General features: G+C 71.7%; 31 protein-coding genes and 2 pseudogenes. 16 read left to right on the plus strand and 17 right to left on the minus strand.

From position 1 onward, the window contains the following. From DQW85_RS39690 to DQW85_RS39705, 4 genes and pseudogenes are all read left to right on the plus strand, one after another. On the plus strand, positions 1-1269 hold a 1269-nt coding region (locus DQW85_RS39690; RefSeq protein WP_162795751.1), incomplete at its 5' end, for an EboA domain-containing protein. Further along, positions 1256-2099 (plus strand): annotated as a pseudogene (locus tag DQW85_RS39695) (TatD family hydrolase). The gene DQW85_RS39690 and the pseudogene DQW85_RS39695, both read left to right, overlap by 14 nt. Then, positions 2099-3208, plus strand: a complete 1110-nt coding sequence (eboE, locus tag DQW85_RS39700) for a metabolite traffic protein EboE (RefSeq protein ID WP_113704887.1) — start codon at positions 2099-2101, stop codon at positions 3206-3208. The pseudogene DQW85_RS39695 and the gene eboE overlap by 1 nt, the downstream one beginning before the upstream one ends. Further along, a complete protein-coding gene (locus DQW85_RS39705; protein ID WP_113704888.1) occupies positions 3205-4551 on the plus strand; it encodes an alkaline phosphatase family protein in 1347 nt (448 codons plus the stop codon). Before eboE ends, DQW85_RS39705 begins: the two co-directional genes overlap by 4 nt. Here the strand turns inward: DQW85_RS39705 and DQW85_RS39710 are convergent. The 3 genes from DQW85_RS39710 to DQW85_RS39720 all read right to left on the minus strand — a co-directional run bounded on the left by DQW85_RS39710 (position 4523) and on the right by DQW85_RS39720 (position 6594). Next, entirely contained in the window at positions 4523-5674 is a 1152-nt protein-coding gene (locus DQW85_RS39710) for an ROK family transcriptional regulator (protein WP_113704889.1), read from the minus strand. The two genes, DQW85_RS39705 and DQW85_RS39710, sit on opposite strands and share 29 nt — an antisense overlap. Next, complete coding sequence (locus tag DQW85_RS46240; RefSeq protein WP_205315761.1) at positions 5671-5967, minus strand: hypothetical protein; 297 nt, start codon at positions 5965-5967, stop codon at positions 5671-5673. Before DQW85_RS46240 ends, DQW85_RS39710 begins: the two co-directional genes overlap by 4 nt. Before the next feature lie 177 nt (positions 5968-6144). Beyond that, positions 6145-6594: a hypothetical protein gene (locus DQW85_RS39720; RefSeq protein ID WP_240197725.1), complete on the minus strand. Its 450-nt coding sequence runs from the start codon at positions 6592-6594 to the stop codon at positions 6145-6147. Between the two features lie 436 nt (positions 6595-7030). On the opposite strand from DQW85_RS39720, the gene DQW85_RS47350 reads away from it, so the two are divergent. Next, on the plus strand, positions 7031-7132 hold the full coding sequence (locus tag DQW85_RS47350) for a hypothetical protein (protein WP_240197726.1): 102 nt from the start codon (positions 7031-7033) through the stop codon (positions 7130-7132). Here DQW85_RS47350 and DQW85_RS48425 read toward each other — a convergent pair. Together DQW85_RS48425 and DQW85_RS39735 are read right to left on the minus strand one after the other, a co-directional pair. Further along, positions 7123-7329, minus strand: a pseudogene (locus DQW85_RS48425) (hypothetical protein); the annotation flags it as partial. The gene DQW85_RS47350 and the pseudogene DQW85_RS48425 sit on opposite strands and share 10 nt — an antisense overlap. A gap of 1 nt (position 7330) precedes the next feature. Next, positions 7331-8254 carry a LysR family transcriptional regulator gene (locus DQW85_RS39735; RefSeq protein ID WP_113704892.1) on the minus strand — a complete coding sequence of 308 codons (924 nt, stop codon included), beginning with the start codon at positions 8252-8254 and terminating at the stop codon, positions 7331-7333. A 115-nt stretch (positions 8255-8369) separates the two neighbouring features. Between DQW85_RS39735 and DQW85_RS39740 the strand changes: the two genes are divergently transcribed. The 5 genes from DQW85_RS39740 (at position 8370) to DQW85_RS39760 (ending at position 11329) form a co-directional block, all read left to right on the plus strand. Next, positions 8370-9053 (plus strand): type 1 glutamine amidotransferase domain-containing protein, encoded by a 684-nt coding sequence (locus DQW85_RS39740; RefSeq protein WP_113704893.1) that lies wholly within the window; start codon positions 8370-8372, stop codon positions 9051-9053. Next, on the plus strand, positions 9050-9646 hold the full coding sequence (locus tag DQW85_RS39745; RefSeq protein ID WP_113704894.1) for a TetR/AcrR family transcriptional regulator: 597 nt from the start codon (positions 9050-9052) through the stop codon (positions 9644-9646). The genes DQW85_RS39740 and DQW85_RS39745 overlap by 4 nt, the downstream gene beginning before the upstream one ends. Further along, on the plus strand, positions 9639-10655 hold the full coding sequence (locus tag DQW85_RS39750) for an NADP-dependent oxidoreductase (RefSeq protein WP_113704895.1): 1017 nt from the start codon (positions 9639-9641) through the stop codon (positions 10653-10655). Before DQW85_RS39745 ends, DQW85_RS39750 begins: the two co-directional genes overlap by 8 nt. Positions 10656-10685: 30 nt before the next feature. Continuing rightward, complete coding sequence (locus DQW85_RS39755) at positions 10686-10910, plus strand: SDR family NAD(P)-dependent oxidoreductase (RefSeq protein ID WP_205315763.1); 225 nt, start codon at positions 10686-10688, stop codon at positions 10908-10910. A gap of 86 nt (positions 10911-10996) precedes the next feature. Next, on the plus strand, positions 10997-11329 hold the full coding sequence (locus tag DQW85_RS39760; protein ID WP_113704896.1) for a hypothetical protein: 333 nt from the start codon (positions 10997-10999) through the stop codon (positions 11327-11329). A gap of 137 nt (positions 11330-11466) precedes the next feature. Here the strand turns inward: DQW85_RS39760 and DQW85_RS39765 are convergent, their stop codons facing one another. The 3 genes from DQW85_RS39765 to DQW85_RS39775 all read right to left on the minus strand — a co-directional run bounded on the left by DQW85_RS39765 (position 11467) and on the right by DQW85_RS39775 (position 13442). Then, positions 11467-11862: an STAS domain-containing protein gene (locus tag DQW85_RS39765; RefSeq protein WP_113704897.1), complete on the minus strand. Its 396-nt coding sequence runs from the start codon at positions 11860-11862 to the stop codon at positions 11467-11469. Positions 11863-12038: 176 nt separating this feature from the next. Next, positions 12039-12719: an SDR family oxidoreductase gene (locus DQW85_RS39770; RefSeq protein WP_113704898.1), complete on the minus strand. Its 681-nt coding sequence runs from the start codon at positions 12717-12719 to the stop codon at positions 12039-12041. Between the two features lie 123 nt (positions 12720-12842). Further along, positions 12843-13442 carry a TetR/AcrR family transcriptional regulator gene (locus DQW85_RS39775; RefSeq protein WP_113704899.1) on the minus strand — a complete coding sequence of 200 codons (600 nt, stop codon included), beginning with the start codon at positions 13440-13442 and terminating at the stop codon, positions 12843-12845. 56 nt (positions 13443-13498) lie between these two features. Here DQW85_RS39775 and DQW85_RS39780 point away from each other — a divergent pair, with 56 nt between their 5' ends. Genes DQW85_RS39780 through DQW85_RS39790 form a run of 3 tightly spaced genes read left to right on the plus strand, consistent with a single transcriptional unit; the run spans position 13499 to position 15149 of the window. Next, positions 13499-14341, plus strand: coding sequence for an SDR family NAD(P)-dependent oxidoreductase (locus DQW85_RS39780; protein ID WP_113704900.1), 843 nt, complete (start codon positions 13499-13501; stop codon positions 14339-14341). Then, positions 14338-14679, plus strand: a complete 342-nt coding sequence (locus tag DQW85_RS39785) for an ArsR/SmtB family transcription factor (protein ID WP_113704901.1) — start codon at positions 14338-14340, stop codon at positions 14677-14679. Before DQW85_RS39780 ends, DQW85_RS39785 begins: the two co-directional genes overlap by 4 nt. Beyond that, a complete protein-coding gene (locus tag DQW85_RS39790) occupies positions 14676-15149 on the plus strand; it encodes an SRPBCC domain-containing protein (RefSeq protein WP_162795752.1) in 474 nt (157 codons plus the stop codon). Before DQW85_RS39785 ends, DQW85_RS39790 begins: the two co-directional genes overlap by 4 nt. On the opposite strand, the gene DQW85_RS39795 is transcribed toward DQW85_RS39790, so the two are convergent. Further along, entirely contained in the window at positions 15146-15358 is a 213-nt protein-coding gene (locus DQW85_RS39795) for a hypothetical protein (protein ID WP_113704903.1), read from the minus strand. The two genes, DQW85_RS39790 and DQW85_RS39795, sit on opposite strands and share 4 nt — an antisense overlap. A 46-nt stretch (positions 15359-15404) precedes the next feature. Continuing rightward, entirely contained in the window at positions 15405-16376 is a 972-nt protein-coding gene (locus DQW85_RS39800) for a helix-turn-helix transcriptional regulator (protein WP_113704904.1), read from the minus strand. A gap of 154 nt (positions 16377-16530) precedes the next feature. On the opposite strand from DQW85_RS39800, the gene DQW85_RS39805 reads away from it, so the two are divergent. Both DQW85_RS39805 and rfbB read left to right on the plus strand, forming a co-directional pair. Further along, positions 16531-16776 (plus strand): hypothetical protein, encoded by a 246-nt coding sequence (locus DQW85_RS39805; protein WP_113704905.1) that lies wholly within the window; start codon positions 16531-16533, stop codon positions 16774-16776. 107 nt (positions 16777-16883) lie between these two features. Beyond that, positions 16884-17813, plus strand: coding sequence for a dTDP-glucose 4,6-dehydratase (gene rfbB, locus DQW85_RS39810; protein WP_113704906.1), 930 nt, complete (start codon positions 16884-16886; stop codon positions 17811-17813). Between the two features lie 13 nt (positions 17814-17826). Here the strand turns inward: rfbB and DQW85_RS39815 are convergent, their stop codons facing one another. Together DQW85_RS39815 and DQW85_RS39820 are read right to left on the minus strand one after the other, a co-directional pair. Beyond that, on the minus strand, positions 17827-18561 hold the full coding sequence (locus DQW85_RS39815) for a TSUP family transporter (RefSeq protein WP_420819217.1): 735 nt from the start codon (positions 18559-18561) through the stop codon (positions 17827-17829). 123 nt (positions 18562-18684) lie between these two features. Continuing rightward, a complete protein-coding gene (locus DQW85_RS39820) occupies positions 18685-19566 on the minus strand; it encodes an NmrA family NAD(P)-binding protein (protein ID WP_162795753.1) in 882 nt (293 codons plus the stop codon). Positions 19567-19623: 57 nt separating this feature from the next. Here DQW85_RS39820 and DQW85_RS39825 point away from each other — a divergent pair, with 57 nt between their 5' ends. After that, positions 19624-19980, plus strand: a complete 357-nt coding sequence (locus DQW85_RS39825; protein WP_113704909.1) for a winged helix-turn-helix transcriptional regulator — start codon at positions 19624-19626, stop codon at positions 19978-19980. 130 nt (positions 19981-20110) lie between these two features. Here the strand turns inward: DQW85_RS39825 and DQW85_RS39830 are convergent, their stop codons facing one another. The 5 genes from DQW85_RS39830 to DQW85_RS39850 form a co-directional block, all read right to left on the minus strand. Next, complete coding sequence (locus DQW85_RS39830; protein WP_113704910.1) at positions 20111-20878, minus strand: amino acid ABC transporter ATP-binding protein; 768 nt, start codon at positions 20876-20878, stop codon at positions 20111-20113. After that, positions 20878-21804 (minus strand): amino acid ABC transporter permease, encoded by a 927-nt coding sequence (locus DQW85_RS39835; RefSeq protein WP_113704911.1) that lies wholly within the window; start codon positions 21802-21804, stop codon positions 20878-20880. The genes DQW85_RS39830 and DQW85_RS39835 overlap by 1 nt, the downstream gene beginning before the upstream one ends. Before the next feature lie 2 nt (positions 21805-21806). After that, positions 21807-22703: an ABC transporter substrate-binding protein gene (locus DQW85_RS39840; protein ID WP_113704912.1), complete on the minus strand. Its 897-nt coding sequence runs from the start codon at positions 22701-22703 to the stop codon at positions 21807-21809. A 20-nt stretch (positions 22704-22723) separates the two neighbouring features. Next, complete coding sequence (menC, locus tag DQW85_RS39845) at positions 22724-23833, minus strand: o-succinylbenzoate synthase (protein WP_113704913.1); 1110 nt, start codon at positions 23831-23833, stop codon at positions 22724-22726. After that, positions 23830-24491: hypothetical protein (locus DQW85_RS39850; protein WP_205315764.1), on the minus strand; the 662-nt coding region annotated here is incomplete at its 5' end. The genes DQW85_RS39850 and menC, both read right to left, overlap by 4 nt.

Below are 24491 nucleotides of genomic sequence, written 5' to 3' on the forward strand. Positions count from 1 at the left end.
AGGCGGGCCGCGGCGGTCGCGGCCTCGCTCGCCGCCGCGATCTGGGCCTACGACCTGCGGCTGAAGTCCACCGCCGCCGGCCCGATGGCCATGGCGGCCTGCCGGGTGCGGCGCGTCGCCGCCCGGCTCGACGAGCTGGGCCTGTCCTGCGTCGTCGAGACCGGCGCACGCTACCTGCTGGACCCATGGCACAAGCACCGGCCCACACTCTTCGACTCCGACCGGCGGATCGACCTGCTGCGCAGGGCGGTCGCCATCGCCGCCGACCTGGGCGCCTACGCGGTCTCCTTCTGGAGCGGTAAGCCCCCGGAGGTCCCGGACCCCTGGGACCGGCTCACCCGCTCCTGCGCCGAGGTCCTGGAGGCCGCGGAGAAACACCGCGTCCCGCTCGGCTTCGAACCGGAACCGGGCATGTTCATCGACACCATCGACGGTTACCTTGCCCTGCGCGAGCGCCTCGGCGCGCCGGAGCTGTTCGGCCTCACCCTGGACATCGGCCACTGCCGCTGCCTGGAGCCCGATCCGGTGGCCGAGTCCGTACGGCGGGCTCTGCCGTACCTGGTCAATGTGCAGATCGACGACATGCGGCGAGGCGTGCACGAGCACCTGGAGTTCGGTGAGGGCGAGATCGAGTTCGTCCCCGTGCTCGCGGCGCTGCGTGACTTCGCCGGCCTGGTCGCCGTGGAACTGCCCCGGCACTCGCACGCGGCGGTGGAGGTCGCCCGCCGCTCCCTGGCATTCCTGCGAAAGACGGAGAGCATGGCGCGATCCCTGCGAGAGGCGTGTGACCTGGTACGCGCAGAACCCGGCAAGATCGCGACCCTCTTCCCGGCCGCCGCGCGCACCTGGGGAGAGGAGTCGCGGCAGCAGCTGATCGCCGCACTCCCCCGTGACGTCGTGGCGCGGGAGCTGCGGGAGCTCTACCGGTACGGCGACGCCGGCGAGAAGCTTGCCGTCCTGCGGGCGCTGGACACGATCACCGGCGCCGAGGGCGTGCCCATCGTGCTCGACGCGCTGCGCACCAACGACACCCGGCTGATCGACGCGGCGATGGGTGGTTACGCCGCCGCCTGGCTGCCCGCCGACGCCTGGCGGCAGGGCGTGCTCAAGTGCGTGTTCTGCGGCATCCCGCTGGCCCGGGTGCCGGGGCTGGCCGAGCGGACCGACCCGGAGCTGGTCCGCATGCTGGCCGACTACGCCCGCGAGCGGATCGCGGCCGGGCGCGAGGTACCGGCGGACGTGACGGAGGTCGTCGATGCGCATCTTTGATCCCCACATCCACATGACGTCCAGGACCACCGACGACTACGAGGCGATGGCCGCCGCCGGGGTGCGTGCCGTGGTCGAGCCGGCCTTCTGGCTGGGGCAGCCGCGCACCTCGGCGGCCAGCTTCGCCGACTACTTCGACGCGCTGATCGGCTGGGAGCCCTTCCGCGCCGGCCAGTTCGGCATCGCGCACCACTGCACGATCGCGCTCAACCCCAAGGAGGCCAACGACCCGCGCTGCCGCGAGGTCCTGGAGCTCCTGCCGCGCTACCTGGCCAAGGACCGGGTGGTCGCCGTCGGCGAGGTCGGCTACGACTCGATGACCAGCGAGGAGGACGCGGTCTTCGCCGCCCAGCTGAAGCTGGCCCTCGATGTCGATCTGCCGGTCCTCGTCCACACCCCGCACCGGGACAAGGCCGTGGGCACCCGGCGCGCTCTCGATGTCATCCGCGAGGCCGGGATCGCGCCCGAGCGCGTCGTGGTGGATCACCTCAATGAGCTGACCGTGGACATGGTCGCCGGGTCCGGTTGCTGGATGGGCTTCTCCATCTACCCGGACACCAAGATGGACGAGCAGCGGATGCTCCGGATCCTCCAGGAGTACGGCACAGCGCGCATCCTGATCAACTCGGCGGCCGACTGGGGGACGCAGCGACCCGCTGAAGACCCGGAAGACGGGCGAGGCGATGCTGGCGGCCGGCTTCTCCGACGACGACGTGGACAGGGTGCTGTGGCGTAACCCGGTCGAGTTCTTCGGGCAGAGCGGGCGGCTGTCGCTGGACGCGTCGGCCGGCGAGACCTACGCGGGCAACTCGATCAAGCGAGGTGGGTGATGCGCTTCCGCCACCGTGACCATCTGGTCCACCTCGCCTACTGCACCAACGTGCATCCGGCCGAGGACCTGGCCGGAGTGATCGCGCAGTTGGACCGCTACGCGGTGCCGGTGCGCGAGCGGCTCGGAGCCGAGCGTCTGGGCCTGGGCCTGTGGCTGGCCGCTCCGGCGGCGGCCGAGGTCCGTGCCCGCCCCGGACAGCTGCGCGCCGAGCTGGCGGCGCGTGGCCTGGAGGTGGTCACGCTCAACGGCTTCCCCTACGCCGGGTTCCAGCAGCCGGTGGTCAAGGGCGCCGTGTACCGGCCCGACTGGGCGGAGCCGGAGCGACCGGCCTACACCGTCGACCTGGCCTGGGCGCTGGCCGGCCTCCTGCCGGAGGATGTCATGCACGGCAGCATCTCGACGTTGCCGCTGTGCTGGCGCTCCCGCTGGTCATCCGGCTGGGCCGATACGGCACGCGCCGGCCTGGAGAAACTGCGGAGGGAGCTCGAAGCCGTCGAAAGCGCCACGGGGCGGACCGTCCGGATCGGGTTCGAGCCGGAGCCCGGGTGCGTGATCGAGACCGTCGACCAGGCCGTCGCCCTGCTCAAGGACCTCGACCCCCGATATTTCGGCGTCTGCCTGGACACCTGCCATCTCGCGGTCATGCACGAGGAGCCGCGCGAGGCGCTGGACAAGCTGACCGAGGCCGGGCTGCCCGTCGTCAAGGTCCAGGCCTCCGCCGCGCTGGAGGCCCGCGACCCCGCCCGGGCGCGGCAGGTCCTCGAACGCTTCGTTGAGCCCCGCTTCCTCCACCAGACTCGCGCAGGCGCGCACGGTGCCGACGACCTCGACGAGGCGCTCGCCGTACTCCCTGATGACCTGCCCTGGCGGGTGCACTTCCACATCCCCCTGCACGCCGACCCGCCACCGCCCCTGGCCGGCACCCGGCCGGTGCTCAGGCAGACGCTGGCCGAGTTGTTCGCCGGCGACGGCGTCCACCACATCGAGGTCGAGACCTACACCTGGGACGTCCTGCCCGGCAGGCAGGACGACCTGGCGGGTGGCATCGCCGCAGAGCTGGCCTGGACCCGCGACACCCTGACCGAACTCGGCCTCGAGGAGGCATGATGGCGCTCGTCGTGCTCAATGTGGTCGGCCTCACCCCGCGGCTGCTGCCGCACATGCCCGCCGTTCGCTCGGTGGCCGACCATGGCTTCTCCGCCGCCCTGGAGACCGTCTTCCCCGCCGTGACCTGCTCGGTCCAGTCCTCGATGCTCACCGGGCTGCTGCCGCGCGACCACGGGATCGTCGGCAACGGCTGGTACTTCCGCGACCTGGGCGAGGTCTTCCTGTGGCGGCAGCACAACACGCTGGTGCAGGGCTCGAAGGTCTGGGACGAGCTGTCCGGCACGGTCGCCAACCTCTGCTGGTGGTACGCCATGGGCGCGCGGGTCGACTGGACGGTCACGCCGCGCCCGATCTACTACGCCGACGGCCGCAAGGAACCCGACTGCTACACCTATCCAGCCGAGCTCCACGACGACCTGGTCTCCAGGATCGGCGACTTCCCGCTCTTCACCTACTGGGGGCCGACCGCGTCGATCGCCTCCAGCAGGTGGATCATCGCGGCGGCCGGCCGGATGCTCCTGCGCCACACCCCCGATCTGCTCCTCGCCTACGTCCCGCATCTGGACTACGACCTGCAGCGCTTCGGGCCCGGCGGCGGCGAGGCGGTCAGCGCGGCGGCCCAGGTGGACACCGCCCTGCGTCCCCTGATCGAGCTCTGCCGCGAGCGCGGCGACCAGGTGCTCGTCGTCTCCGAGTACGGCATCACCGGCGTCTCCCGGCCCGTGAACGTCAACCGGGCGCTGCGCCGGGCCGGGCTCCTGCACGTCCACACCCAGGACGGCATGGAGTACCTCGATCCCTGGACCTCCCGCGCCTTCGCCGTCGCCGACCACCAGGTCGCCCACGTCTACGTGCGCGACCCGGTCGATCTGGAGCGGACGCGGGCGGTCCTGGCGGAGCTCCCCGGCGTCGACCTGGTGCTCGACGCGGAGACCAAGCCCGCCTTCGGCATCGACCACGAGCGCGCCGGCGATCTGGTGGCCGTGGCCGAGCCCGACTCCTGGTTCACCTACTACTACTGGCTGGACGACGCGCACGCGCCCGACTTCGCCCGCGCCGTGGAGATCCACCGCAAGCCCGGCTACGACCCGGCCGAGCTGCTGTTCGCCCCGGGCGGCAAGCTCCGCGCCGCCAAGGCGCTGCTGCGCAAGAAGACGGGCATGCGCTACCTGATGGACGTCGTGCCGGTCGACCCGTCGGGCGTACGCGGCAGCCACGGCCGCCTTCCCGACACCGAGGCCGACAGCCCCGTACTCCTGTGCTCGGATCCGTCGATGGCGGCGGAGAAGTATGCTGCCACTGACGTCAAGCAGCTCATCCTGCGCTTGCGACGAGGCGGTTGACGTTCTCCGGCGACAGATGGTGCTCGATGGCGAGGATTCCGGCGCCCAGCGCCGCGGCGTCGACGCCGGTACGGCTCGGCACGATCGACAGGCCGTGGGTGGCCAGGGGCAGCGAGCGCCGGTAGACCGCCTCCCGGATGCCGGCCAGCAGGTGCTCGTGAACCCTGGCCATCACCCCGCCGATGGCGATGACATCGGGATTGAAGAAGTTGACCAGACCGGCCAGGACCTCGCCGATGAGCCGGCCCGCCTCCCGCACCAGCCTCATCGCCTGGGTGTTACCGCTCTGGACGAGCGCTACCACGTCCGCTCCCGATTCGGCGTGGATGCCGAGCTCGGTGAGGCGCCGCGCCAGCGCGGTGCCACCCGCGACCGCCTCCAGGCAGGCGCTGTTACCGCAGCGGCAGCCTGCCTCGTCGTGCCCGTTCACCCGGATATGGCCGATGTCGCCGGCCGATCCCTGCGCACCTCTGTGCAGCCTGCCCTCCGCGACGATCCCGCAGCCGATGCCGCTGCCGACCTTGACGAACAGGAGGTGGTCGACGTTCTGTAACGCGTTACGGTGCTCGCCCAGGGCCATGACGTTGACGTCGTTGTCGACAAGGACGGTCGTGTCGAAGTACTCGGGAATCGGGTACTCGTTCCAGCCCGGCATGATCGGCGGGTTGTTCGGCTGCCCGGTGGCGAACTCCACCGGGCCCGGCACGCCGATGCCCATAGCCCTGAGCGCGCCCTTGGCCCGCCCCGCCTCGGCCAGCAGACCCTCCACGCGCCGGTCCACATGGGCCAGGACGACCTCGGGACCCTCGTCGATCCTGATCGGGTCCTCCACGCAGGCCAGCACCTGCCCGGCCAGATCCATCAGCGCGATCCTGCAGTGCGTGACGCCCAGGTCCACCCCGGCCACCGCGCTGTCCTCGGTCGCCAGCCGCAGGTGCCGTGGAGGCCGTCCGCCCGTCGACTCGGTGGCCTCGCTCTCCTCCAGCAGGCCGCGCTCGATGAGCGCGTCGATCCGTTGCGAGACGGTCGACCTTGCCAGGCCGGTGAGCTTGACCAGATCCGACCTCGTCGTCGCCCCTCCGGCGGAGATGAGCGCGAGCAGGTCGCCGGGCGTTGATGTCATGCGGTGATTATGCCGACATTCGGCGGAAGTGTGATCCGGCAGACGGCTGCTCGGCGGGCGGCCAGGCCGGTCGGCGACCCAGCCGCGCTGTCCAGCTCGAACGCGGGTACGTCCATGTGGCGGCCGCGGTTGGCATGCAGCGTCTTCCCACGGGAGGCGAAGGCGTCGAACAGGGCCGCGGTGATCCTCGGCTCGGCCGCGACGAGCGGCACGCCGATAGCGCTGCCCAGCGACACCCCCCAGAATCCCACCGGCCCCTTCTTGTGCTGGCCGCCGCCATGGCCCAGGAGCACCAGGGGGGCCTGGCAGGTGCGGTGGGGCTGAGCTACGACGCCCTGCTATTGACGCAAGAGTGAGCTTTACTGATCGCTGGCCGACGACTCATACACGCTGATCAAGCGTTGGATGAGGGTCATTGCTTCTGCCTGAGACCCTCGCGTGCTTCGGCCTGTCACCTCTCGGCCTGCCCGTTACCCGCGGCGCTCGCGTGCGTGGTCACCGTCGCCAATGGCCGGCACCGGCCGAGGACGGCGGGCTGCGTAGACCACCGCGGGCGGCAGGTTGCGCCAAACCGTCATGCTCGTCACGACCTCCTCGAACTGCGTCCGCAGGCCATCGTGCAGTCGCCTTGCCGGGGCGGCCCAGCGCGTCCAGTTGTAGGCGAACTGCGTGTAGACCCCGGCGGGGGAGAGAACACGCGCCACCGACTCGAGCAGAGGGGGCTTCCCCGCGTAGGCGACCCATGGCAGACCGCTGACCATGACGTCCACCTGCCCGACCCGCAATTCGGGGAGCAGTTCGGGAAGGCGCACGGCGTCTTCGCACACCACTTCCACCGACGAGTACGCCCGGGCGATCTCCGCGGCGAATCTGGTGAAGGCGCCGGTCCCCGCGCCGAGCTCTGGGATGCCCGCCACCATCCGCGCCGCCAGCCACGGCGAGCTTGGTAGAGCCGAAGCCGTACGTATGGGCGACCTGATGAATTCCCACAGAAACCGGCCGCTGCCGGCGCCGAACACGAGGGTCTCGGGCTGGAGGGTCTACGCCCGTTGACAAGCCTGGGGTGTCCGGGTGTCCGGTCAGGCGTGCGGAAGCACGCGGGGGCCGACCGTGGGCAGGCGGCCCTCCTGGTGGCCGACCCCAGGCAGCCCAGGCCCAGGTGGAACGCGTCGGGAGTGAGGTACGCGACCGATGGCGATACATCAGTCCAACACCTCATCTAGATTTGTCCATCGACCGCACGCCCGCTGACCTGCGGAATTCTGGTCGTTCAAGCCCGACGGCGAGGACTTCCGGGTGCTGTACTCGCGGGTCCACCCCTCGCGGTGGGCGCACCGCCTGCGCATGCTGCACGCGATGGGGCTGAACACCGTGGAGACCTGTGTGCCGTGGAGTGCGGCCGCGATCGAGTGTGGCCAGCCGGGGATCATTCGATGCTCGTTCTTCCCTCGGCCGTAGGTGTGGCAGAACGAACGGTCCGGGCAGGTCACGACGTCCGGCCGCAGCCATGGGCTGACGTCGGCGGCCAGGACGATCCGGTCATCCGCCGCGCCTGGCAGCGGCAGCGGTGCTTCGGACCCGGAGTGGCGTGCTGCCGGTGGCCGATGTCCGACGACGACTACCCGTGTGGGGTGGAGGGATTCGATGTCGTGCAGGTCAGCATGAGTGGGTCACCTGGAGGAGGTGGTCGCGGACGAGGGCGACGTGGGGCAGGGGGTGGGCGCCGCTGCGCTGGGCGAGGAAGCCGGTGTTGATGGGGGCGTCCTCGGGGTCGAGGAGGAGCCGGAGCGAACCGTTGGCGAGTTCGGTGGTGCACAGGTAGCGAGGTAGGACGGTGACGCCGAGACCTGCGAGGGCGGCGGCTTTGACGGCTCGGAGGTCGGGGATGACCAGTGCGGGTTCGGCGACCAGGCGGGTGTCGAAGACGTGTCGCCAGTAGCGGCGAAGTATGGGCAGGTCGTCGGCGTAGGAGATGAGGGGGATGTCGGCGAGGGCGGCGGGGCCGTCGCGGGTGAGGAGGTCGTGGTCGATCTGGCCGGTCCAGTTGGGGGCGGCGACGAGGACGAAGTCCTCGTCGGCGAGCGGTTCGGAGGTCAGCGCGCGGCCGCGGGGCCGGATGGTGGAGACGACGAGGTCGTAGCGGCCGGCGCGCAGCCCGGCGAGGAGGTCTTCTGACAGGCCGGTGGCGATGCGGAGCCGGACGTCCTTGTCCAGCAGGGGGCCGAGGCTGGGGACGATGACGGCGGCGAGGAACTCCGCGGGCCCGGCCAGGAGCACCGGCGGCTCGGGCACCGCCTCTGCGACGGCGGCGCCGCCGGCGATCGCGTTCAGCGCGTCCATCGGTGCGGCGAGCCGGGCGGCCAGGTCGTCGGCGGCGGGGGTGGGCGTGACGCCGCGGGGCAGTCGTTCGAACAGCTGGCGGCCCATGTGATCTTCCAGGGCGCGCAGCTGGGTGGTGACGGTCGGCTGGGAGAGACCGGCGAGCCGGGCGGCGGCGGTCAGGGAACCGGCGCGGTAGACGGCCAGGAAGGTCCGCAGCTGCGACAGGTCCAGCGGGCCATTGGATTTTCTATCGCTCACATAGATGAGTCTATTTGTCGCCGCCGAACCGGGAACCTAGCGTGAGGGCGTGGCGGACCGACGATCTGCGTGCGAAACGTCGATCCGCCGGTCAAAACGCATTCCAAGGAGACCCATGTCCAAGATTCTTTTCGTGGTGACCGGTGCGACCCATTGGACGCTCAACGACGGCACCCAGCATCCGACCGGGTACTGGGCCGAGGAGCTCCTCACTCCGTACAAGGCGTTCACCGAGGCGGGCCATATGGTCGTGTTCGCCACGCCGGGCGGTGTGGTCCCGGTCGCCGACGCGGGCAGCCTCGCGCCGGCCGTCAACGGCGACCGCGATATCACCCCCGAACTCGCCGAGATCGCCGGACTGGCGTCGCCGCTGACGCTGGAGGAGGTCGACCTGGCCGACTACCAGGCGGTGTTCTACCCCGGCGGTCACGGTCCGATGGAGGACTTGGCGGTCGACGCCACCTCCGGGCGGCTGCTGGTGAAGGCTTTGGAGTCGGGCAAGCCGCTGGGCGTGGTGTGCCACGCGCCGGCCGCGCTGCTGGCCGCCAACCGCGCCGACGGCACCTCGGCCTTCACCGGCCGGAAGATCACGGCCTTCTCCAATGAGGAGGAACGCCAGGGCGGGCTGGCCGACAAGGCGGTCTGGCTGTTGGAGGACCGGCTGAAGGGCATCGGCGCGGACGTGCGGGTCGCGGCGCCGTGGACGCCGAACGTGGTCATCGACGGCAACCTCATCACCGGCCAGAACCCGATGTCGTCCGGCCCGCTCGCCGCCGAACTGCTCAAGCGGCTGGGGTGACCAGGTCCGCCGATCGGCTCTCGGCGGTCCTGGACTCCACCTACGAGTGTCTGCTGCTGTACGGGGTGCGGCGGACCACCATGGACGACATCGCCCACCGTACGGGCCTGTCCCGGTCAAGCCTCTACACCTATGTCCGCAACAAGGACGAGGCCTTCCGCCTGCTCGCCGAGCGCCTGCACAACCGGGCGCTCGACGCGGCGGAAGCCGCGGCCGCCCGCACCGACGCCACCGGCGAGCAGCGGGCGCTGGGGATCCTCACCGCCAAGTTCGACCTCGTACTGGCGCTCACGGACTCCCCACACGTCGCCGAACTCCTGGACGCCCGAGCCCGCCTGTTCGGCGATATCTGTACTGCCTCCACCGCCCGCCTGCGCACCCTGCTCACCGAGATCTTCGAGCAGGCGGGCGCCAACCGGCCACAAGACGCCGCCGACATCTGCCTGACCCTGGTGCACGGCTTCGAAAGCTCACCACACCAGGCCCACCTGATGCGGCCGGCCGCCGAAGCCGTGATCAACGGCCTCCTGCGACCCGTCCGACGGGCCGCCTCCGCCCCTTCACGCTCGCACCTGGAACACTGCCATGTCTGAAACAAGCCGCGAGATCCGTCTCGCCTCCCGCCCCATCGGAGAACCGACCCCGGCGAACTTCTCGGTGGCCGACGTTCCGGTCGGCGAACCGGGCCCCGGCCAGGTCCTGGTCCGCAACGCCTGGCTGTCGGTCGACCCGTACATGCGCGCCCGCATGAACGACGCCAAATCCTACGTACCGCCGTTCCAGATCGGCGAGACGCTGCAGGGCGCAGCGGTCGGCGAGGTCATCACCTCCAACGCCGACCAGGTCCCGCTCGGAGCGACCGTGCTGCACTTCCTTGGCTGGCGGGAGTACGCCATCGTCGATGCCACCGCGGTCCGGGTCCTCGACACCACGATCGCGCCCGCCCAGGCCTACCTCGGCGCGCTCGGCGTGGTCGGCCTGACGGCCTACGCGGGTCTGAGGCGCATCGCTCCCGTCAAGGAGGGCGATGTGGTGTTCGTCTCCGGCGCGGCCGGTGCGGTCGGCCTCATCACCGCACGCGTCGCCAAGCACTTCGGCGCCGCCAAGGTGATCGGCTCCGCGGGCGGCCCGCTCAAGGCCAAGCGGCTGGTGGAGGAGTTCGGGTACGACGCCGCCATCGACTACAAAGCCGACGATCTGGACGGCCAGCTCGCCCTCGCCGCCCCGGACGGCATCGATGTCTACTTCGACAACGTCGGCGGCGACCACCTGCGTGCCGCGATCAATGCCATGAACCGCGACGGCCGCATCGCCCTGTGCGGCGCGATCTCCGCCTACAACGCCACCACCCCGCCGCCCGGCCCCGCCAACCTGCACCAGGCGATCGGCAAACGGCTCACACTGCGCGGCTTCGTCATCAGTGACCACCAGGACCTCGCCGCCGAATACGCCCACCTGGCAGCCGCATGGCTGAAAGACGGCTCCCTGCGCTACGAGGAGACCGTCGTCGACGGCATCGACAACACCGCCGAGGCATTCCTCGGCATGCTCAAGGGCGCCAACACCGGCAAGATGCTCATCCGCCTCACGACAGGCACCTGAGCAGGCACGGCGCGCGGCCCGGCCCCGGCGGTGGTCGAGCGGACCGTCGAGGGCCTGGGTCGCCTGGACATCCTGGTCAACAACGCCAGCCTCATGCCGCTCGGGCCCGCGCCCGGCGCGGACCTGAACGACTGGCGGCGCATGATCGACATCAACCTCATCGGCCTGATGTACACCGCCCACGCGGCCGTCCCCCACCCTGGCCGGACGCTCCGCCGCCCGCCTGCCGGAACTGCTCACCGAGCGCGGCCTTGAATCGGCTCACGCGTTGGTGAGCGGTCTGCCGTGGGCGTCGTTTCCCTCCGGACTCCAGGCACAACTGCTGGAGGCGCTCGTCGGAGGTGGCTTCACTGGCTGACCTCACCGAGCTCACGCTTGCCCGACGGTTCGCGTTCGGCGGTGGCTGGGTGGTGCTCGACGAGACCGCGGACAGCCGGCACGGCCCGGAGCATCGCTGGGGCACAGGCTTCGCGATCACCTCGCTCGGCTCCGGCCGCTGGCAGACACCGCAGGAGATCGAATGGCGGGCCGACGGCGCGACCGTCCGGTCCCTGCCGCTGCCAGGACTGACGCTCGAGGTCCGGTGCCAGGTCGCTGGGGAGCACTACACCGGCGAGTCTCGGCCGAGAATCCAACGGGCGGCGGCCGTGGCCAGGCGGCCCGGGTGGGGCTGACCGTCCAGTTCTGCACGTTGCCGTGACTGGGTTCGTGCCGGATGACATCTGGTCAGGCAACCCGGGCGGGCCGTGCGGCGGGCGCCGGCCCGCCGTCCGGTGCGATCCGCCGGACGAACGGCGTGGGAGGCGCCCGCTCAGGACTCGCCGGTGTCCTTCGCCTGACCGCCGGGGCCCGGGGCGCCGCGCGTGCACGCCTTCAGGGCCTCGGTCACGTCGGGGTCGATGAGAAAGGCGTTGTCCAGGCAGCTGAGCTGGATCAGGCGGCGGAGCACGCCGCCCACGGCGGCCAGACGGAGCCGGCCGCCCGCCTGCCGGGTCTGGCGCTCGAAGTCGAGGAAGAGGCGCAGGCCCGCCACGTCGCAGAACTCCAGCTCCGCCACGTCCAGCACCAGGTGGCGGTGGCCGCCGGAGAGCAGACCGGACAGTGTGCCTTCGAGGCGGGGTGCGGAGATCTTGTCGAGCTCGCCCGCAAGGGTGACAACAGCGGTGTCGCCGAGGTGCTGGGGGACGATGGCAAGCCGCGTCGGCATCTCTCACAATCCTTGGCAGGGCGCTCACCAAGGCTACAGCGGAGTTCTCTAGAGGAACAGTGGCAGGGGATCACGGCCCGGCCGCCAGGCGCCGGCGCGGGTCAGTGCCCGCACCGGCTCCCCCGCGGCGGCAAGTTCAGGAGAACCTTCATCAGGGAGCTCTCACGGGAGGTGGCTCACCAGGGAAGCGGGCGGCCGTCGCGGAAGAAGCCGCCCGTCGGGCCGTCGTCGGGGAGGAGGACGGCCCATACGACGCTCGCCGCCCCCTCGGGGATCGGGCGGCCCCCCGGACCGCCCATGTCGGTGGCCACCCAGCCGGGGCACACGGCGTTGACCAGGATCCGGTCGGCGCGCAGCTCCGCGGCGAGCATGCGGGTCAGCGCGTTCAGCGCCACCTTGGTGGTGGAGTAGGCGGGAGTGCCTGCCCCCATGCCCGTCAGGGACGCGGCCTCGCTGGAGACGTTGACGATCCGGGGGTGCTCGGAGGCGCGCAGCAGCGGCAGCAGCCGCTGGATCAGCCGCCACGGGCCGTACAGGTTGGTCTCCGCCGTCGCGCGCACCACGTCCAGGTCGGCGGTGGTGGCGTGCTGCCAGGTGTCGTAGTTGATGGCGGCGTTGTTGACGAGGGCGTCCAGCCGGCCGAACCGGTCAGCGATCCAGATGGCGAGCCGCTCGGCGGCCTCCGGCGAGGTGACGTCCAGCATCAGGGGATGCACCCCGGGGCCCAGCTGGGCGGTGGCGGCCGTGGCGGCCTCCTGCGAGCGGGCCGTGAGCAGCACGGTGTGGCCGAGCTCGGCGAGCTGCCGGCAGACCTCGCGTCCTATGCCGCGGTTCGCCCCGGTGACGAGGACGATCATGCCGCCCCCTGGCCTGGATCGTCGGGGCCGGTGGCGGGCCCCGGCCGGTGTCCGGCACGGCTCATGCGGCACTCCTCGGGCGTTCGACGGACAGGACGATCATGGACACCGGGCGTGGCCCCGTCAGGGGCAGTCGTTCATCGCGGCGCGGGCCTGGTCGGGCGAGAGCGGCGGGGCGGGGAGCGGGTGGGCCGAGCCGGCGCGCAGGCCGTCGAGGGTCAACGCGAGGTGCCGCCGCCAGGCACCCGGCGCGATCCGGAACGTCGCCCGCACCGTGGCGGCGATCCCCCAGAGCACGAACGCCAGATCCTCCAGCGTCACGTCGTCCCGCAGCGCGCCGCGCTCCTGGGCCTGCGCGACGATCCGGAGCATCACAGCGTATCCGGTGTCCGTGCCGGTGGTGGCGCCGCGCGCCACGATCTCGTTGTAGCCGAGGTCGGCTGCCTGCAGCTCGCACACGCCGGTGAGGAACGCCACGAACCCCTCCCATGCGTCGTCCGCCGCGAGCGCCTGCTCCGCCAGCTCCGCGACCGTGGCTACCCGGTCCTCGAACACGGCCGCCACCAGCGTCTCCCGTGTGGGGAAACGGTTGTAGAGCGTGCCGATGCTGACCCCCGCCGTACGCGCGATCTCCTCTAGCGGCACGTCGAGCCCGCGGTCGGCGAACAGCCGCCTGGCCGCCCGCAGCAGGCGCTCCCGGTTGTGAAGGGCGTCCTTGCGCATGGCGGTGATCCTAGCTATCTTGAGGCACATCTCAAATTTGAGGAGAGCCTCAACTTATGCGACGGACCATCGTCATCACCGGCGGCACCAGCGGCATCGGCCTGGCGCTCGCCCGCCACTACACCGAGCGGGGCGACCGCGTCGTCGCCGTGGGCAGCGGCGAGGCGGGCGGGCGGCGCCTGCTGCGCGAGGCGCCGGGCGCGACCTTCGTACAGGCGGACCTCAGCTCCGTCCGCCGGACCGGCGACCTGGTCGAGCGGCTGCGCGGCGAGTACCCGTCGATCGACGCGCTCGTGCTGGGCGCCTTCAGGTACAACCTGAAGAGGGCCGAGACCGGTGAGGGGTTCGAGCACACCTTCGCCCTCTACGTGATCAACCGGTGGCTCATGGCCGAGGGCCTGCGCCCCTCCCTTGAACAGGCCACAGCCGAGCCCGTGATCGTCAACCTGTGCGGGGTGGGCGGCATCCGTTCCGGGACCATCCAGTGGGACGATCTCCAGGCGACCCGGCGCTACCGGCCCTTCGCCGTCACGATGCGGGGCGCGCGGGCCAACGAGCTGCTGGGCGCGGCCTTCGCCGGCGGGGCGCGGGGCGGGCGGACGAGGTACGTGCTGTACAACCCGCTGTTCGTGGCGACGGGGCTGTTCGAGCCGTTCCGGCAGCCGGTGCGCGGCGCGGTCCGGCTGCTGTCGGCGCTGTTCGCGCAGCCTGCGGCCGAGGCGGTGCCGCCGATCGCCGCGCTCCTCGACCGGCCTCCGTCCCGCCCGCTCAGCGCGTTCAGGAAGGGCGCGCCGGTCGAGGTGGACGTGGACGGCGAGCTCGCGTCGAGACTCGAGGACGCCCTGCGGGCGATGGCGTCGGCTACCGTGGGAGGTCGAGAGCCCAACGAAGGCGGTTGAAGGTTAACGGCAACGCGAATGACGTCGACGCGACGCTGGCCGCGCTCGCCGACCCCACCCGGCGCAAGGTCGTCGACCTGCTGCGCGAGGGGCCCCGGCCGGCCGGGGAGCTGGCGCAGGCGGTCCAGATGAGCGCGCCCGCGCTCAGCAGGCACCTGCGGGTGCTGCGCGCGGTCGGGCTGGTGCAGGCCGAGGCGGGCGGCGAGGACGCCAGGCTGCGGCTCTACACCCTGCGCCAGGAGCCGTTCGTGGCGCTGCGGGCGTGGCTGGACCAGGTGCAGGCGTTCTGGGCCGAGCAGCTCGGCTCGTTCAAGGACCACGTGGAGCGCGGCCGGTGAACAGCGTCCAGGCCCGGGTGACCGTGCCGGTCGATCCCGCGACGGCCTTCCGCCTCTTCACCGACGAGATCGACAGCTGGTACGTGCGCGGTCCGTACAGCTGGGTCGATCCCACCCGGGCGACCGGGATCAGGTTCGAGGGCGGCTACCTGCGGGAGCTGTGGAGCGACGGCGGCCACGTCGACACCGGCCGGATCCTGGTGTGGGAGCCGCCACGCCGGCTGATCTGGGCCGACCTGCTCAACGAGACGGGGCGGATGGAGATCGAGGTCGCCTTCTCGCCGGTCGCCGGGGGCACCGAGGTGCTGCTGGAGCACCGCGGCCTCGACACGCTGCCGCCGGACGTGGCCGGGCGGATCCGCCGCGGCTACTCGTGGAACATCGCGCTGAAGTGGTTCGCCGGCTCGCTCGCCGACACCGCCAAGACCAGCGACGCCGACACGGTGCGCGGCGGGCGGGCGGGGGCCTAGCCGCGGCCGTACTTCTTGTGCACGGCCTGCTTGCTCACCCCGATCGCGTCGGCGATCTGCGCCCAGGGCAGCCCCGCCACCCTGGCGCGCCGCACCTGCACGGCCTCCATGCGCTCGATCTCGCGGCGCAACGCCGTGGTGGCCTGCAGCGCGCGCAGCGGGTCGTCGTCCTGCGCCTGCCGCATGAGGGTCGCCAGGTCGTTCGTCATGCACCAAAGGTAGTCCAGCCCGTCAGCGGGATTCGCGGACCGGGAGTCATCCGTACATCTTTCCCAGTTCCGTGACCGCCTCCACCATCATCTCGCGCAGCTCGGGCGGCCCCAGCACCTCCAGCCGGGCCCCCATGCGCAGCAGCAGCCAGCACGCCTGCCCGAGCGACTCGACCGGCACGGTGAGGGTGCGCCAGCCCTCCGCGTCGGGCTCGCCCGCGGCGGCCAGCGCGGCGGTCACCACGTCGTGGCCCATCGTGTAGGCGAGCAGGGGCTCCTGCTCGGGGGCCAGCCTGATCACGGCCTCCCCGGTGTACATGCGCTCGCGGAACTCGCGGGCGTAGGCGTGCCAGAACGCGCTCAGGTCGAAGCCGGGTGGCCGCTCGAAGCGGCCGGGCAGCGTCGCCAGCGTGAGGATGCGCGAGACGCGGTAGGTGCGCGGGTCGCCGCCCGGCGGCGCGGCGACGAGATACCAGGAGCCGCCCTTCAGGACCAGCCCGTACGGGTGGACGACGCGCTCGACCTCCTGGCTGCCCCAGCGCCGGTAGGTCATCCTGAGCGGCCGCAGCTCCCACACCGCGTCGGCCACCTCGCCGAGACGGGGCACGTCGTCGGCGCTGCGGTACCAGCCCGGCACGTCCAGCAGGAACCGCTCGCGCATCCGGGAGGCGTGGGAGCGCGGCTCGGGCGGCAGCGCGGCCAGCAGCTTCAGCTCGGCGTTGGCCGCGAACTCGGCGAGCCCCAGCTCGGCGGCAGGGCCGGGCAGCCCGGCCAGGAACAGCGAGGACGCCTCCTCGGCGGTCAGCCCGGTCAGCCGGGTGCGGTAGCCGTCGAGCAGCTGGTAGCCGCCCGCGGGACCGCGGTCGGCGTAGACCGGCACCCCGGCGGCCGAGAGTGCCTCCACGTCGCGGTAGACGGTGCGGACCGACACCTCCAGCTCCTCGGCCAGCTCGGTGGCGGTCATGCGGCCGCGCGCCTGCAGGAGCAGGAGGAGGGAGAGCAGGCGGCTGGCGCGCATGCGAGCAATTGTATGGCGCGCGCCTTTCATGATTATTTGAACGGCCGCGGCGTCCGTGGCTGCGACCGGAGTCGGATGAGGCGCTACTTTCGTCGGTGGCGCGAGCGGCCGGATGGCGGATTTCGGCCGGGGTGGCCGTCAGTAGCGTGAAGGCATGCGCAATGCCCTCCGGTTCCTGGGATTCGTCATGATCCTCGAAGGCGTCAGCGGGACCGTCGACCAGATCGCGGTGCAGCCGTTCATGGGCGTCGTGCTCAACGCGTTCAACCGGTTCGTGGTGGACCGGGTGGCGTTCTTCGACGGGTACGAGATCTTCGCGAACCTGGTGCTGGCCGTCCTGGGGGTCGCCGTGGTCGTCGCCGCGGGCCGGGCCCAGAGCGCCGAGGACGCACGCGGCTGAGCGGCCGGGGGGCATGGACTTCGGGCCGGGTCCCGCCGATCATGAGGTCCGGGCGAACCGGGCGCCGCCGGGTGCCGGGCCGTACAGGGAAGGGTGCCGATCACCTCATGAGACTGCTCGTCACCGGAGGCGCCGGGTTCATCGGCTCCCACTACGTCCGCACCACGCGCGACGCCGAGGTCACCGTGCTCGACCGGCTCACGTACGCGGGCGACCTCGCCAACCTCGACGGGGCCGGGCACGAGTTCGTCAAGGGTGACATCTGCGACGCCGGGCTGCTGCGCGAGGTAGTGCCCGGCCACGACGTGGTGATCAATTTCGCGGCCGAGTCGCACGTGGACCGGTCGATCGAGGGCGCGGCCGACTTCGTCCGCACCAACGTGCTCGGCACGCAGACGCTGATGCAGGCGTGCCTCGACGCGCGGGTGCCGAGGGTCGTGCAGGTCTCGACGGACGAGGTGTACGGGACGATCGAGTCGGGGTCGTGGGCGGAGGACGCGCCGGTGCGGCCCCGCTCGCCGTACGCGGCGGCCAAGGCGGGCGGCGACATGATCGCCATGTCGTACGCGATCACCCACGGGCTGCCGGTGTCGATCACGCGGTGCGGCAACAACTTCGGCCCTCACCAGTATCCCGAGAAGCTGATCCCGCTCTTCGTGACCAACCTGCTGCGCGGCCGCCCGGTGCCCCTGTACGGCGACGGCGGCAACGTCCGGGACTGGATCCACGTCGACGACCACTGCCGCGGCATCCGCCTGGTGGCCAAGCGCGGCGTCCCCGGCGAGGTCTACCACATCGCGGGCGTCGCCGAGCTGACCAACAGGGAGCTGACCGAGCGCCTCCTGCGCGCGTTCGGCGCGGGCTGGGACATGGTGGAACGGGTGCCCGACCGCAAGGGGCACGACCGGCGCTACTCGCTGGACGACGCCAAGCTGCGCGGCCTGGGCTACCGGCCGCGCACCTCCTTCGACGAGGGCCTGGCCGGCACCATCCGCTGGTACGCCGACAACCCCCGGTGGTGGGAGGGCAAACGGTAGGGGGGCCGCACCGTCAGGCGAACTGCTGCCAGCCCAGCCGGATCACCATCGCGGCCACGACGCACAGCAGCACGACGCGCACGAAGCCCGCTCCGCGCCTGAGCGCCATGCGCGCGCCGACCTGCGCCCCGGCGATGTTGCACAGCGCCATGCCCAGCCCCAGCCCCCACAGCACGTGACCCTGCGACCCGAACACGAACAGCGCCCCCAGGTTCGTCCCGGTGTTGATGATCTTCGCGGAGGCGGAGGCGGACACGAAGTCCAGCCCGAGGACCGTGGTGAACGCGATGATCAGGAACGTGCCGGTACCCGGCCCCATGACGCCGTCGTAGAAGGCGATGCCCACTCCGGCGACCGTGACCGCGGCCCCGACCCTGGCCCTGGTCCGCAGGTGGGGCCGGGGCACGGCGCCGAGCGCCGGCCGTAGCGTCACGAACGCGGCCACCCCCAGGAGCACCGCCATCACGGCCGGCCGGAGCACGTCGGCGGAGATCGCCGCCGCGAGCGACGCCCCCAGTCCCGCGCTCACCACGGCGAGCCCGGCGCCGGGCAACGCCACCTGCCGGTCGACCTTGGTGGTGCGGGCGTAGGCCACGGCGGCCGAGGCGGTGCCGAAGACGGAGGAGAACTTGTTCGTGGCCATCGCCTGGACCGGCGGCACCCCGGCCACCATGAGAGCGGGAAGCTGGAGCAGCCCGCCGCCGCCCACGACGGCGTCGACCCATCCGGCCCCGGCCGCGGCCACCATAAGCACCAGGACCTGCTCCAGCGGCACGCCACTCCCCCGATTCCCCCGGCAACCCCCAAGAGCGTACAAGTGCCCCTTTGTCATCTTCCGCCCCACCCCACCCGCACGCTCCCGCGGCGGCGGCTACGGGGTACCCGGGTGGGCCCAGTCCTGGCGTGCCGCCCAGTCGCGCAGGGAGGTCGCGCCGGTCGTGACCACCGACGGGTCGGGGCCCGGAGGCGGCGGCGTCCCCGGAGGCGGCGGCGTGTAGGCCCCGGCGATCCCCGCGGCGGCCTCGGCCCCCAGGTGCGGGGCGAGCATCTCCTGGTAGGCGGCGGGAGTGACGGTGGTCCACCGCACCGGGCGCCCCAGCGCCTCAGCGAGTTCGGCGGCGACCTGGTCGCCGGTCAGCGCCCGCGGGCCGGCCACGATCTGGAGCGGCGGAGCGGCCGGGGAGGTGATCAGGGCGGCGACGGCGGCCCCCAGGTCGTCCAGCGCGACCCACGGGACGGGCAGCTCACGCGGCAGCGGGTAGGCGACCTCCCCGTCCCGTACCAGCGGGGCGGACCAGGGGGCGGCGAGGTTCTCCATGTACGTGCGCGCGGGCGCGACCACCGTGGCGGCCCCGACGGTGTGGGGCAGTTCGGCCGCGACCAGCACGCGGGCGTCCACGAAGGCCAGGCCGACGGGCCCGGGGGGCAGCGGACTGCCGGGGTTGAAGACCGCCCGCTCCACCCCCGCCTCCCGGAGCCCGGCCAGCACCGCCTTGGCCTGCTGGACGGCCAGGTCGGGGGCGAAGACGAGCGGCAACTGGACGACGACGGCGTCGGCGCCGGAGTACGCGGCGGCCAGCGAGCCCGGTTCGCGCAGGTCGGCCTGGACCGGCTCGGCGTCCGGGTGCAGCCGGGAGGCGGAGCTGTGGCGGACTATGCCCCGCACGCGGTGCCCCGCCGAAAGGAGGCCACGGACGATGCCCGCGCCCTGGGCGCCGGTCGCACCATGGACGATCACGGTTGATCTGTTCATGGCGGTCACCATAGTTTGGCGAATGAAGTAATACCCAGAACGTTATATAGTTTCCGTATGGAAACCATTGGCAGTGAGCAGCGCGACCTGCTGCGCACGACCTCGTCTGAGGGGTGCGGCGTGGAGCGCACGCTGAAGGTCCTCGACGGGAAGTGGACGACGCTGATCGTCCGGGAGCTGCTGTCCGGCCCCAAACGCTTCGGCGACCTGCGCACCGCCCTGGGCTCCCCCAGCGCCAAGACCCTCACCGACCGCCTCCGGGCCCTGGAGCACCAGCGGATCCTCACGCGCACCGTCTACGCCGAGGTGCCGCCCCGCGTCGTCTACCGGCTCACCGAGGAGGGCGAGAGCCTCAGCGACGTCCTGTACGCCATGCTCAGGTGGGGCGAGGAGCACCCTCTCACCGACGACTGAGGGATGGGGGCCGCGAGCTCCACGGTCATGGACGCCTCTTCCGGCGGCTCGCGGCTCCCGAGGTCCAAGCGTTCCAGAGAACGGGAATATCAACAGTCACGAAAAAACGTGACAGCTGCGCCCAGTGGGGTCAGAGCACCTTGGACAGGAAGGCCCGCGTGCGGTCGTGCCGGGGCCGGGCGAGGACCTCACGAGGACGGCCGGACTCGACGATCACGCCGTGGTCGAGGAAGACCAGCGTGTCGCCCGCCTCCCTGGCGAAGGCGATCTCGTGCGTGACCACCACCATCGTCATGCCGGACGCGGCCAGGTCGCGCATGACGTCGAGGACCTCGCCGACCAGTTCGGGGTCGAGCGCGGAGGTGGGCTCGTCGAACAGCATGAGCCTGGGCTCCATCGCCAGCGCCCGGGCGATGGCGACCCGCTGCTGCTGGCCGCCGGACAGCTGGGCCGGATAGGCGTCGCCGCGGGCGCCGAGCCCCACCCTGTCCAGCAGGCGCGTGGACCGCTCCCGCACGACGTCCTTGGCCTCGCCCTTCACCCTGCGCGGCGCCTCCATGACGTTCTCCAGCGCCGTCATGTGCGGGAAGAGGTTGAAGCGCTGGAACACCATGCCGATCTCGCGGCGCCGCGCGGCGATCTCCCGCTCGCGCAGTTCGTGCAGCATGCCGTTGCGCTCCCGGTAGCCGACCAGTTGCCCGTTCACCTGGAGCCGCCCGGCGTCGATCTTCTCCAGGTGGTTGACGCAGCGCAGGAACGTGGACTTGCCCGACCCCGAGGGCCCGATCACGCAGCAGACCTCGCCGGGGGCCACCTCCAGGTCGATCCCGTTCAGCACCTGGACCTGGCCGTAGCGTTTGCGCACGTCCAGCGCGCTCACCGCCGGCATGACCGTCATCACGGAGTTCCCTTCGTCCGCAGGCCCAGGAGGCGTGCCCGGAGCGACGGGGAGCTCCCCGTGACGCCGGTGACACCGCGGGAGTAGCGCCGTTCGAGGAGGCCCTGGAACACCGTGGCCACCGACGTCAGCACCAGGTACCAGATGGAGACGGTGAGCAGCAGCTCCACGATCGCGAGGTTGTTGGAGTAGATCTTGACCGCCGACTGCAGGAGCTCGCCGTACTGGATGGCGTACGCCAGCGAGCTCAGCTTGAGCATGCTGACGAACTCGTTGCCCGTCGGCGGCACGATGACCCGCATGGCCTGCGGCAGCACCACCCTGCGCATGGTGAGCAGGGGCGACATGCCGAGCGCGTGCGCGGCCTCGGTCTGGCCGCGGTCGACGGACTGGATGCCCGCTCTGACGATCTCGGTCATGTAGGCGCCCTCGTTGATGCCCAGTCCCAGCAGCGCGGCGACGAACGGGGTGATCAGCTGGTTCGTCGGCCAGCTGCCCAGGCCCGGGATGGTCACCGTGCTGACGACCAGCGACAGGTTGTACCAGAGCAGCAGTTGCACCAGGACGGGCGTGCCGCGGAAGAGCCACACGTACGCGGCGGAGACCGCGCGGACCTCCGCGTGGCGCGACATGCCCATGACGGCGAACACCACGCCGAGCGCGATGCCGACGGCCTGGGCCAGGACGCTGATGACGACGGTGTTGACCAGCCCGCCGAGCACGTTGGCGGTGGTCAGGTGGCGCAGCGTGATCGCGTAGTCGATGTCGGCGCCCGAGAACGCCCGCGCGAGGAGCACCACGGCGGCGACCAGGACGCCGAGGAACACCCAGCGTCCGTAGTGGCGCACCGGCACGGCCCGGATGGGCGGGACGCGCTCCCGGTCCGGCGGGGTCGCCGCGGCGGGGCGGATGCCGAGCTCCTCCATGGTCAGGCCCCACCGTTGACGTCGGCCTTGGTGACGGCCCCCGCCGGGATGCCCCACTTGTTGATCAGCTCGTTGTACTTGCCGCTGACGATGAGCATGTCCAGGCCCTTGCGGATGACCTCGCGCAGCGCGGTGTTCTTCTTGGAGACGGCGATGCCGAGCGGTCCGGCCTCGATCTGCTCGCCGACCACCTCGAAGTCGTCGCCGCCTCCCGAGGTGCGCGCGTTGTAGGTGGCCACGGGGTAGTCCTCGAGCCCCGCCGCCGCGCGTCCCTGCTTGACCTGGAGCAGCGCCTCGGTCTCGCGGTCGAAGGAGAGGATCTCCACCTTCGGCTTGCCCTGCTTGACGCAGGTCTCGCTCTGCTTCTGCGCGTACTGCTCCTGGGTCGTGGCCCGCTGGACGGCGATCGTGCGGCCGCACAGGTCGGCCAGCGACTTCAGCCCTTCTGGGTTGCCCTTGCGCACCAGCAGCATCGCGCCCGCCAGGTAGTAGTCGACGAAGTCGACGCTCTGCTGCCGCTCCGCCGTATCCGACATTCCGGATATCACCAGGTCGAGCCGCTCGGCCTTGAGCGAGGTGATCAGACCGTCGAAGGAGGCGTTGCGGAACACGAGCGGCACGCCGACCTGCCTGCCGAGCGCGTCGGCGAGATCCTTGTCGAAGCCGAGCACGGTGGTGCCGTCGGTGTCGTAGTACTCCATGGGCGCGTACGCGATGTCGGAGCCCACCACGATCTGCCCGGTCTGCTGGTACTTGACCGGCAGTTCCTTGTACAGCGGGGCCGAGGCCGTCCTCTGGGGTTGCGACTCGCCGGCCGAAGGCACGCCGCACGCGCCGGCGGATCCGAGCAGGAGCGCTGAGGCCGCGGCGCAGACGGCGCGTCGCTTGACGGTGAACATGTGATCGCCCTCCGAGACGTTCAACGGGTGTAGAGGTCGTGCCGGGAGACGGTGTGGCGGCTCAGCGGCCCGGGGAGCACGTCCACGCCGATGCCCGGGCCGTCCGGCACGTTCAGGTGGCCGCCGTCCAGCACGAACGGCGGCGTGAGGTCCTCGGCGTAGTAGCGGCCGGAAGCGGAGACGTCACCCGGCAGCACGAAGCCGGGCAGGGCCGCGAGCGCCAGGTTGGCCGCCCGGCCGACACCGGTCTCGAGCATGCCGCCGCACCAGACGGGCACGCCGCTCGCGGCGGCGACGTCGTGGACGCGCCTGGCCTCCAGGTAGCCGCCGACGCGCGCGGGCTTGACGTTGATGACGCGGCACGCGCCGAGCTCGAGGGCGGTCGCGGCGTCGCGCGCCGAAGTGATCGACTCGTCCAGGCAGATCGGCGTGCGCAGCCGCCCCGCGAGCGCGGCGTGGCCGCGCAGGTCGTCCTCGGCGAGCGGCTGCTCGATCAGCAGCAGCCCGAACTCGTCGAGCCGGCGCAGGTGCTCGGCGTCCGCCAGCGAGTAGGCCGTGTTCGCGTCGACCTGGAGCGGCAGGTCGTCCCCGAACTCGGCGCGCACGGCCCTGACCGGTTCCACGTCCCAGCCCGGCTCGATCTTCAGCTTGATCCGCGCGTACCCCTCGCCCAGGTAGCCCGCGACGTCGTCGATCAGCTCGGGGACGGAGTCGGCGATCCCCACCGAGACGCCCGCGGGCACGCGGTCGCGGACGGCGCCGAGGTAGGTGGCGAAGGACATCCCGTAGGAGCGCAGCTCCGCGTCGAGGACGGCGGTCTCGAGCACGGCCTTGGCCAGCCGATGCCCCTTGACCGCCGCCACGGCCGGGCCGACCGCCGCCGCGCTCACGTCGCCGAGCCGGACCACCCTCGGCACCAGGTGGTCGCGGAGCGCGAGACGCGCGCTCGCGGCGAACTCCGAGCAGTAGAGCGGGTCGGGGTCACCCCCGAACTCGGCCCATCCCTCCGTCTCGCCGCCGACCACGCGCAGCAGGAACGTGTCCCTCCCGGTGTCGGTGCCGAAGGAGGTGCGGAAGCGCCCCACGAGCGGCAGCCGCACGTGGACCAGCTCGATCCGTTCGATCTTCACCGTGCCTCCTCGCGGGTCGCGGCGCGGGCCTCCTCGCGGGTCCCGGCCCGGGTCCCGGCGCGGGTCAGGTGGTACCAGCCGTCGCGTGACATGGCCGTCGCGACGAGCCCGCCGGCGAGAGCCGATACGAGGGCCTCGCGCACCGCGGTACGCCAGCGGGCGGCAAGACCCGGGTCGGCGCGCCGGACGGCGACGATGTCGGCGGGCACGCGGCACCACAGCGAGTCGCCGTCCCTGGCGACGTACGGCCGCCCGTCGGGCGCGAGCGCCGGCTCCACCTCCACCGCGTCGAGATCGGGGCCCTCGGCGTCGGCGTGCCCATTCCGCTCGGCCCGCGCGGCCCGGTCGGTCCGGGGCGCGGTCAGCGACCATTCGACTGTCAGCCGGTCGGTCTCGTCACCGGCGTTGACCCCGTCGTCCAGCGGGCCGTAGAAGTCCACGACGTACTCGCGGGCCACGGCGCCCAGCTTGACCAGGTTGAACCTGGCGTTCCTGCTCACCAGCGGATCGAAGGTCCACACCATCGAGTCGGCGCCGAGCCCTAGCGCCCATGCCCGCTGCGCCAGCTTCAGCGCGAACCCCACGCCGCGGTCGGCGCGCGGCGCGGCGGCGATCAGCGAGTAGACGCCGCCCCCGGCCGGCGGCCCGAAGACGGCCG

The sequence above is a fragment of the Nonomuraea lactucae genome (genome assembly GCF_003313395.1).
Taxonomy (GTDB): domain Bacteria; phylum Actinomycetota; class Actinomycetes; order Streptosporangiales; family Streptosporangiaceae; genus Nonomuraea; species Nonomuraea lactucae.

Excerpts from the sequence above, each read along its gene's own strand:
- DQW85_RS39805 (WP_113704905.1), top strand. The coding sequence starts at position 16,531 with ATGCGCAATGCCCTCCGGTTCCTGGGATTCGTCATGATCCTCGAAGGC.
- DQW85_RS39750 (WP_113704895.1), top strand. The coding sequence starts at position 9,639 with ATGTCTGAAACAAGCCGCGAGATCCGTCTCGCCTCCCGCCCCATCGGA.
- DQW85_RS47350 (WP_240197726.1), top strand. The coding sequence starts at position 7,031 with ATGGGGCTGAACACCGTGGAGACCTGTGTGCCGTGGAGTGCGGCCGCG.
- DQW85_RS39795 (WP_113704903.1), bottom strand. The coding sequence starts at position 15,358 with ATGACGAACGACCTGGCGACCCTCATGCGGCAGGCGCAGGACGACGAC.
- DQW85_RS39765 (WP_113704897.1), bottom strand. The coding sequence starts at position 11,862 with ATGCCGACGCGGCTTGCCATCGTCCCCCAGCACCTCGGCGACACCGCT.
- DQW85_RS39825 (WP_113704909.1), top strand. The coding sequence starts at position 19,624 with ATGGAAACCATTGGCAGTGAGCAGCGCGACCTGCTGCGCACGACCTCG.
- DQW85_RS39780 (WP_113704900.1), top strand. The coding sequence starts at position 13,499 with ATGCGACGGACCATCGTCATCACCGGCGGCACCAGCGGCATCGGCCTG.
- DQW85_RS39835 (WP_113704911.1), bottom strand. The coding sequence starts at position 21,804 with ATGGAGGAGCTCGGCATCCGCCCCGCCGCGGCGACCCCGCCGGACCGG.
- DQW85_RS39740 (WP_113704893.1), top strand. The coding sequence starts at position 8,370 with ATGTCCAAGATTCTTTTCGTGGTGACCGGTGCGACCCATTGGACGCTC.
- DQW85_RS39720 (WP_240197725.1), bottom strand. The coding sequence starts at position 6,594 with ATGGTGGCGGGCATCCCAGAGCTCGGCGCGGGGACCGGCGCCTTCACC.
- DQW85_RS39705 (WP_113704888.1), top strand. The coding sequence starts at position 3,205 with ATGATGGCGCTCGTCGTGCTCAATGTGGTCGGCCTCACCCCGCGGCTG.
- DQW85_RS39830 (WP_113704910.1), bottom strand. The coding sequence starts at position 20,878 with ATGACGGTCATGCCGGCGGTGAGCGCGCTGGACGTGCGCAAACGCTAC.
- DQW85_RS39770 (WP_113704898.1), bottom strand. The coding sequence starts at position 12,719 with ATGATCGTCCTCGTCACCGGGGCGAACCGCGGCATAGGACGCGAGGTC.
- DQW85_RS39820 (WP_162795753.1), bottom strand. The coding sequence starts at position 19,566 with ATGAACAGATCAACCGTGATCGTCCATGGTGCGACCGGCGCCCAGGGC.
- DQW85_RS39840 (WP_113704912.1), bottom strand. The coding sequence starts at position 22,703 with ATGTTCACCGTCAAGCGACGCGCCGTCTGCGCCGCGGCCTCAGCGCTC.
- DQW85_RS39775 (WP_113704899.1), bottom strand. The coding sequence starts at position 13,442 with ATGCGCAAGGACGCCCTTCACAACCGGGAGCGCCTGCTGCGGGCGGCC.
- DQW85_RS39710 (WP_113704889.1), bottom strand. The coding sequence starts at position 5,674 with ATGACATCAACGCCCGGCGACCTGCTCGCGCTCATCTCCGCCGGAGGG.
- DQW85_RS39815 (WP_420819217.1), bottom strand. The coding sequence starts at position 18,561 with ATGGTGGCCGCGGCCGGGGCCGGATGGGTCGACGCCGTCGTGGGCGGC.
- eboE (WP_113704887.1), top strand. The coding sequence starts at position 2,099 with ATGCGCTTCCGCCACCGTGACCATCTGGTCCACCTCGCCTACTGCACC.
- rfbB (WP_113704906.1), top strand. The coding sequence starts at position 16,884 with ATGAGACTGCTCGTCACCGGAGGCGCCGGGTTCATCGGCTCCCACTAC.
- DQW85_RS39800 (WP_113704904.1), bottom strand. The coding sequence starts at position 16,376 with ATGCGCGCCAGCCGCCTGCTCTCCCTCCTCCTGCTCCTGCAGGCGCGC.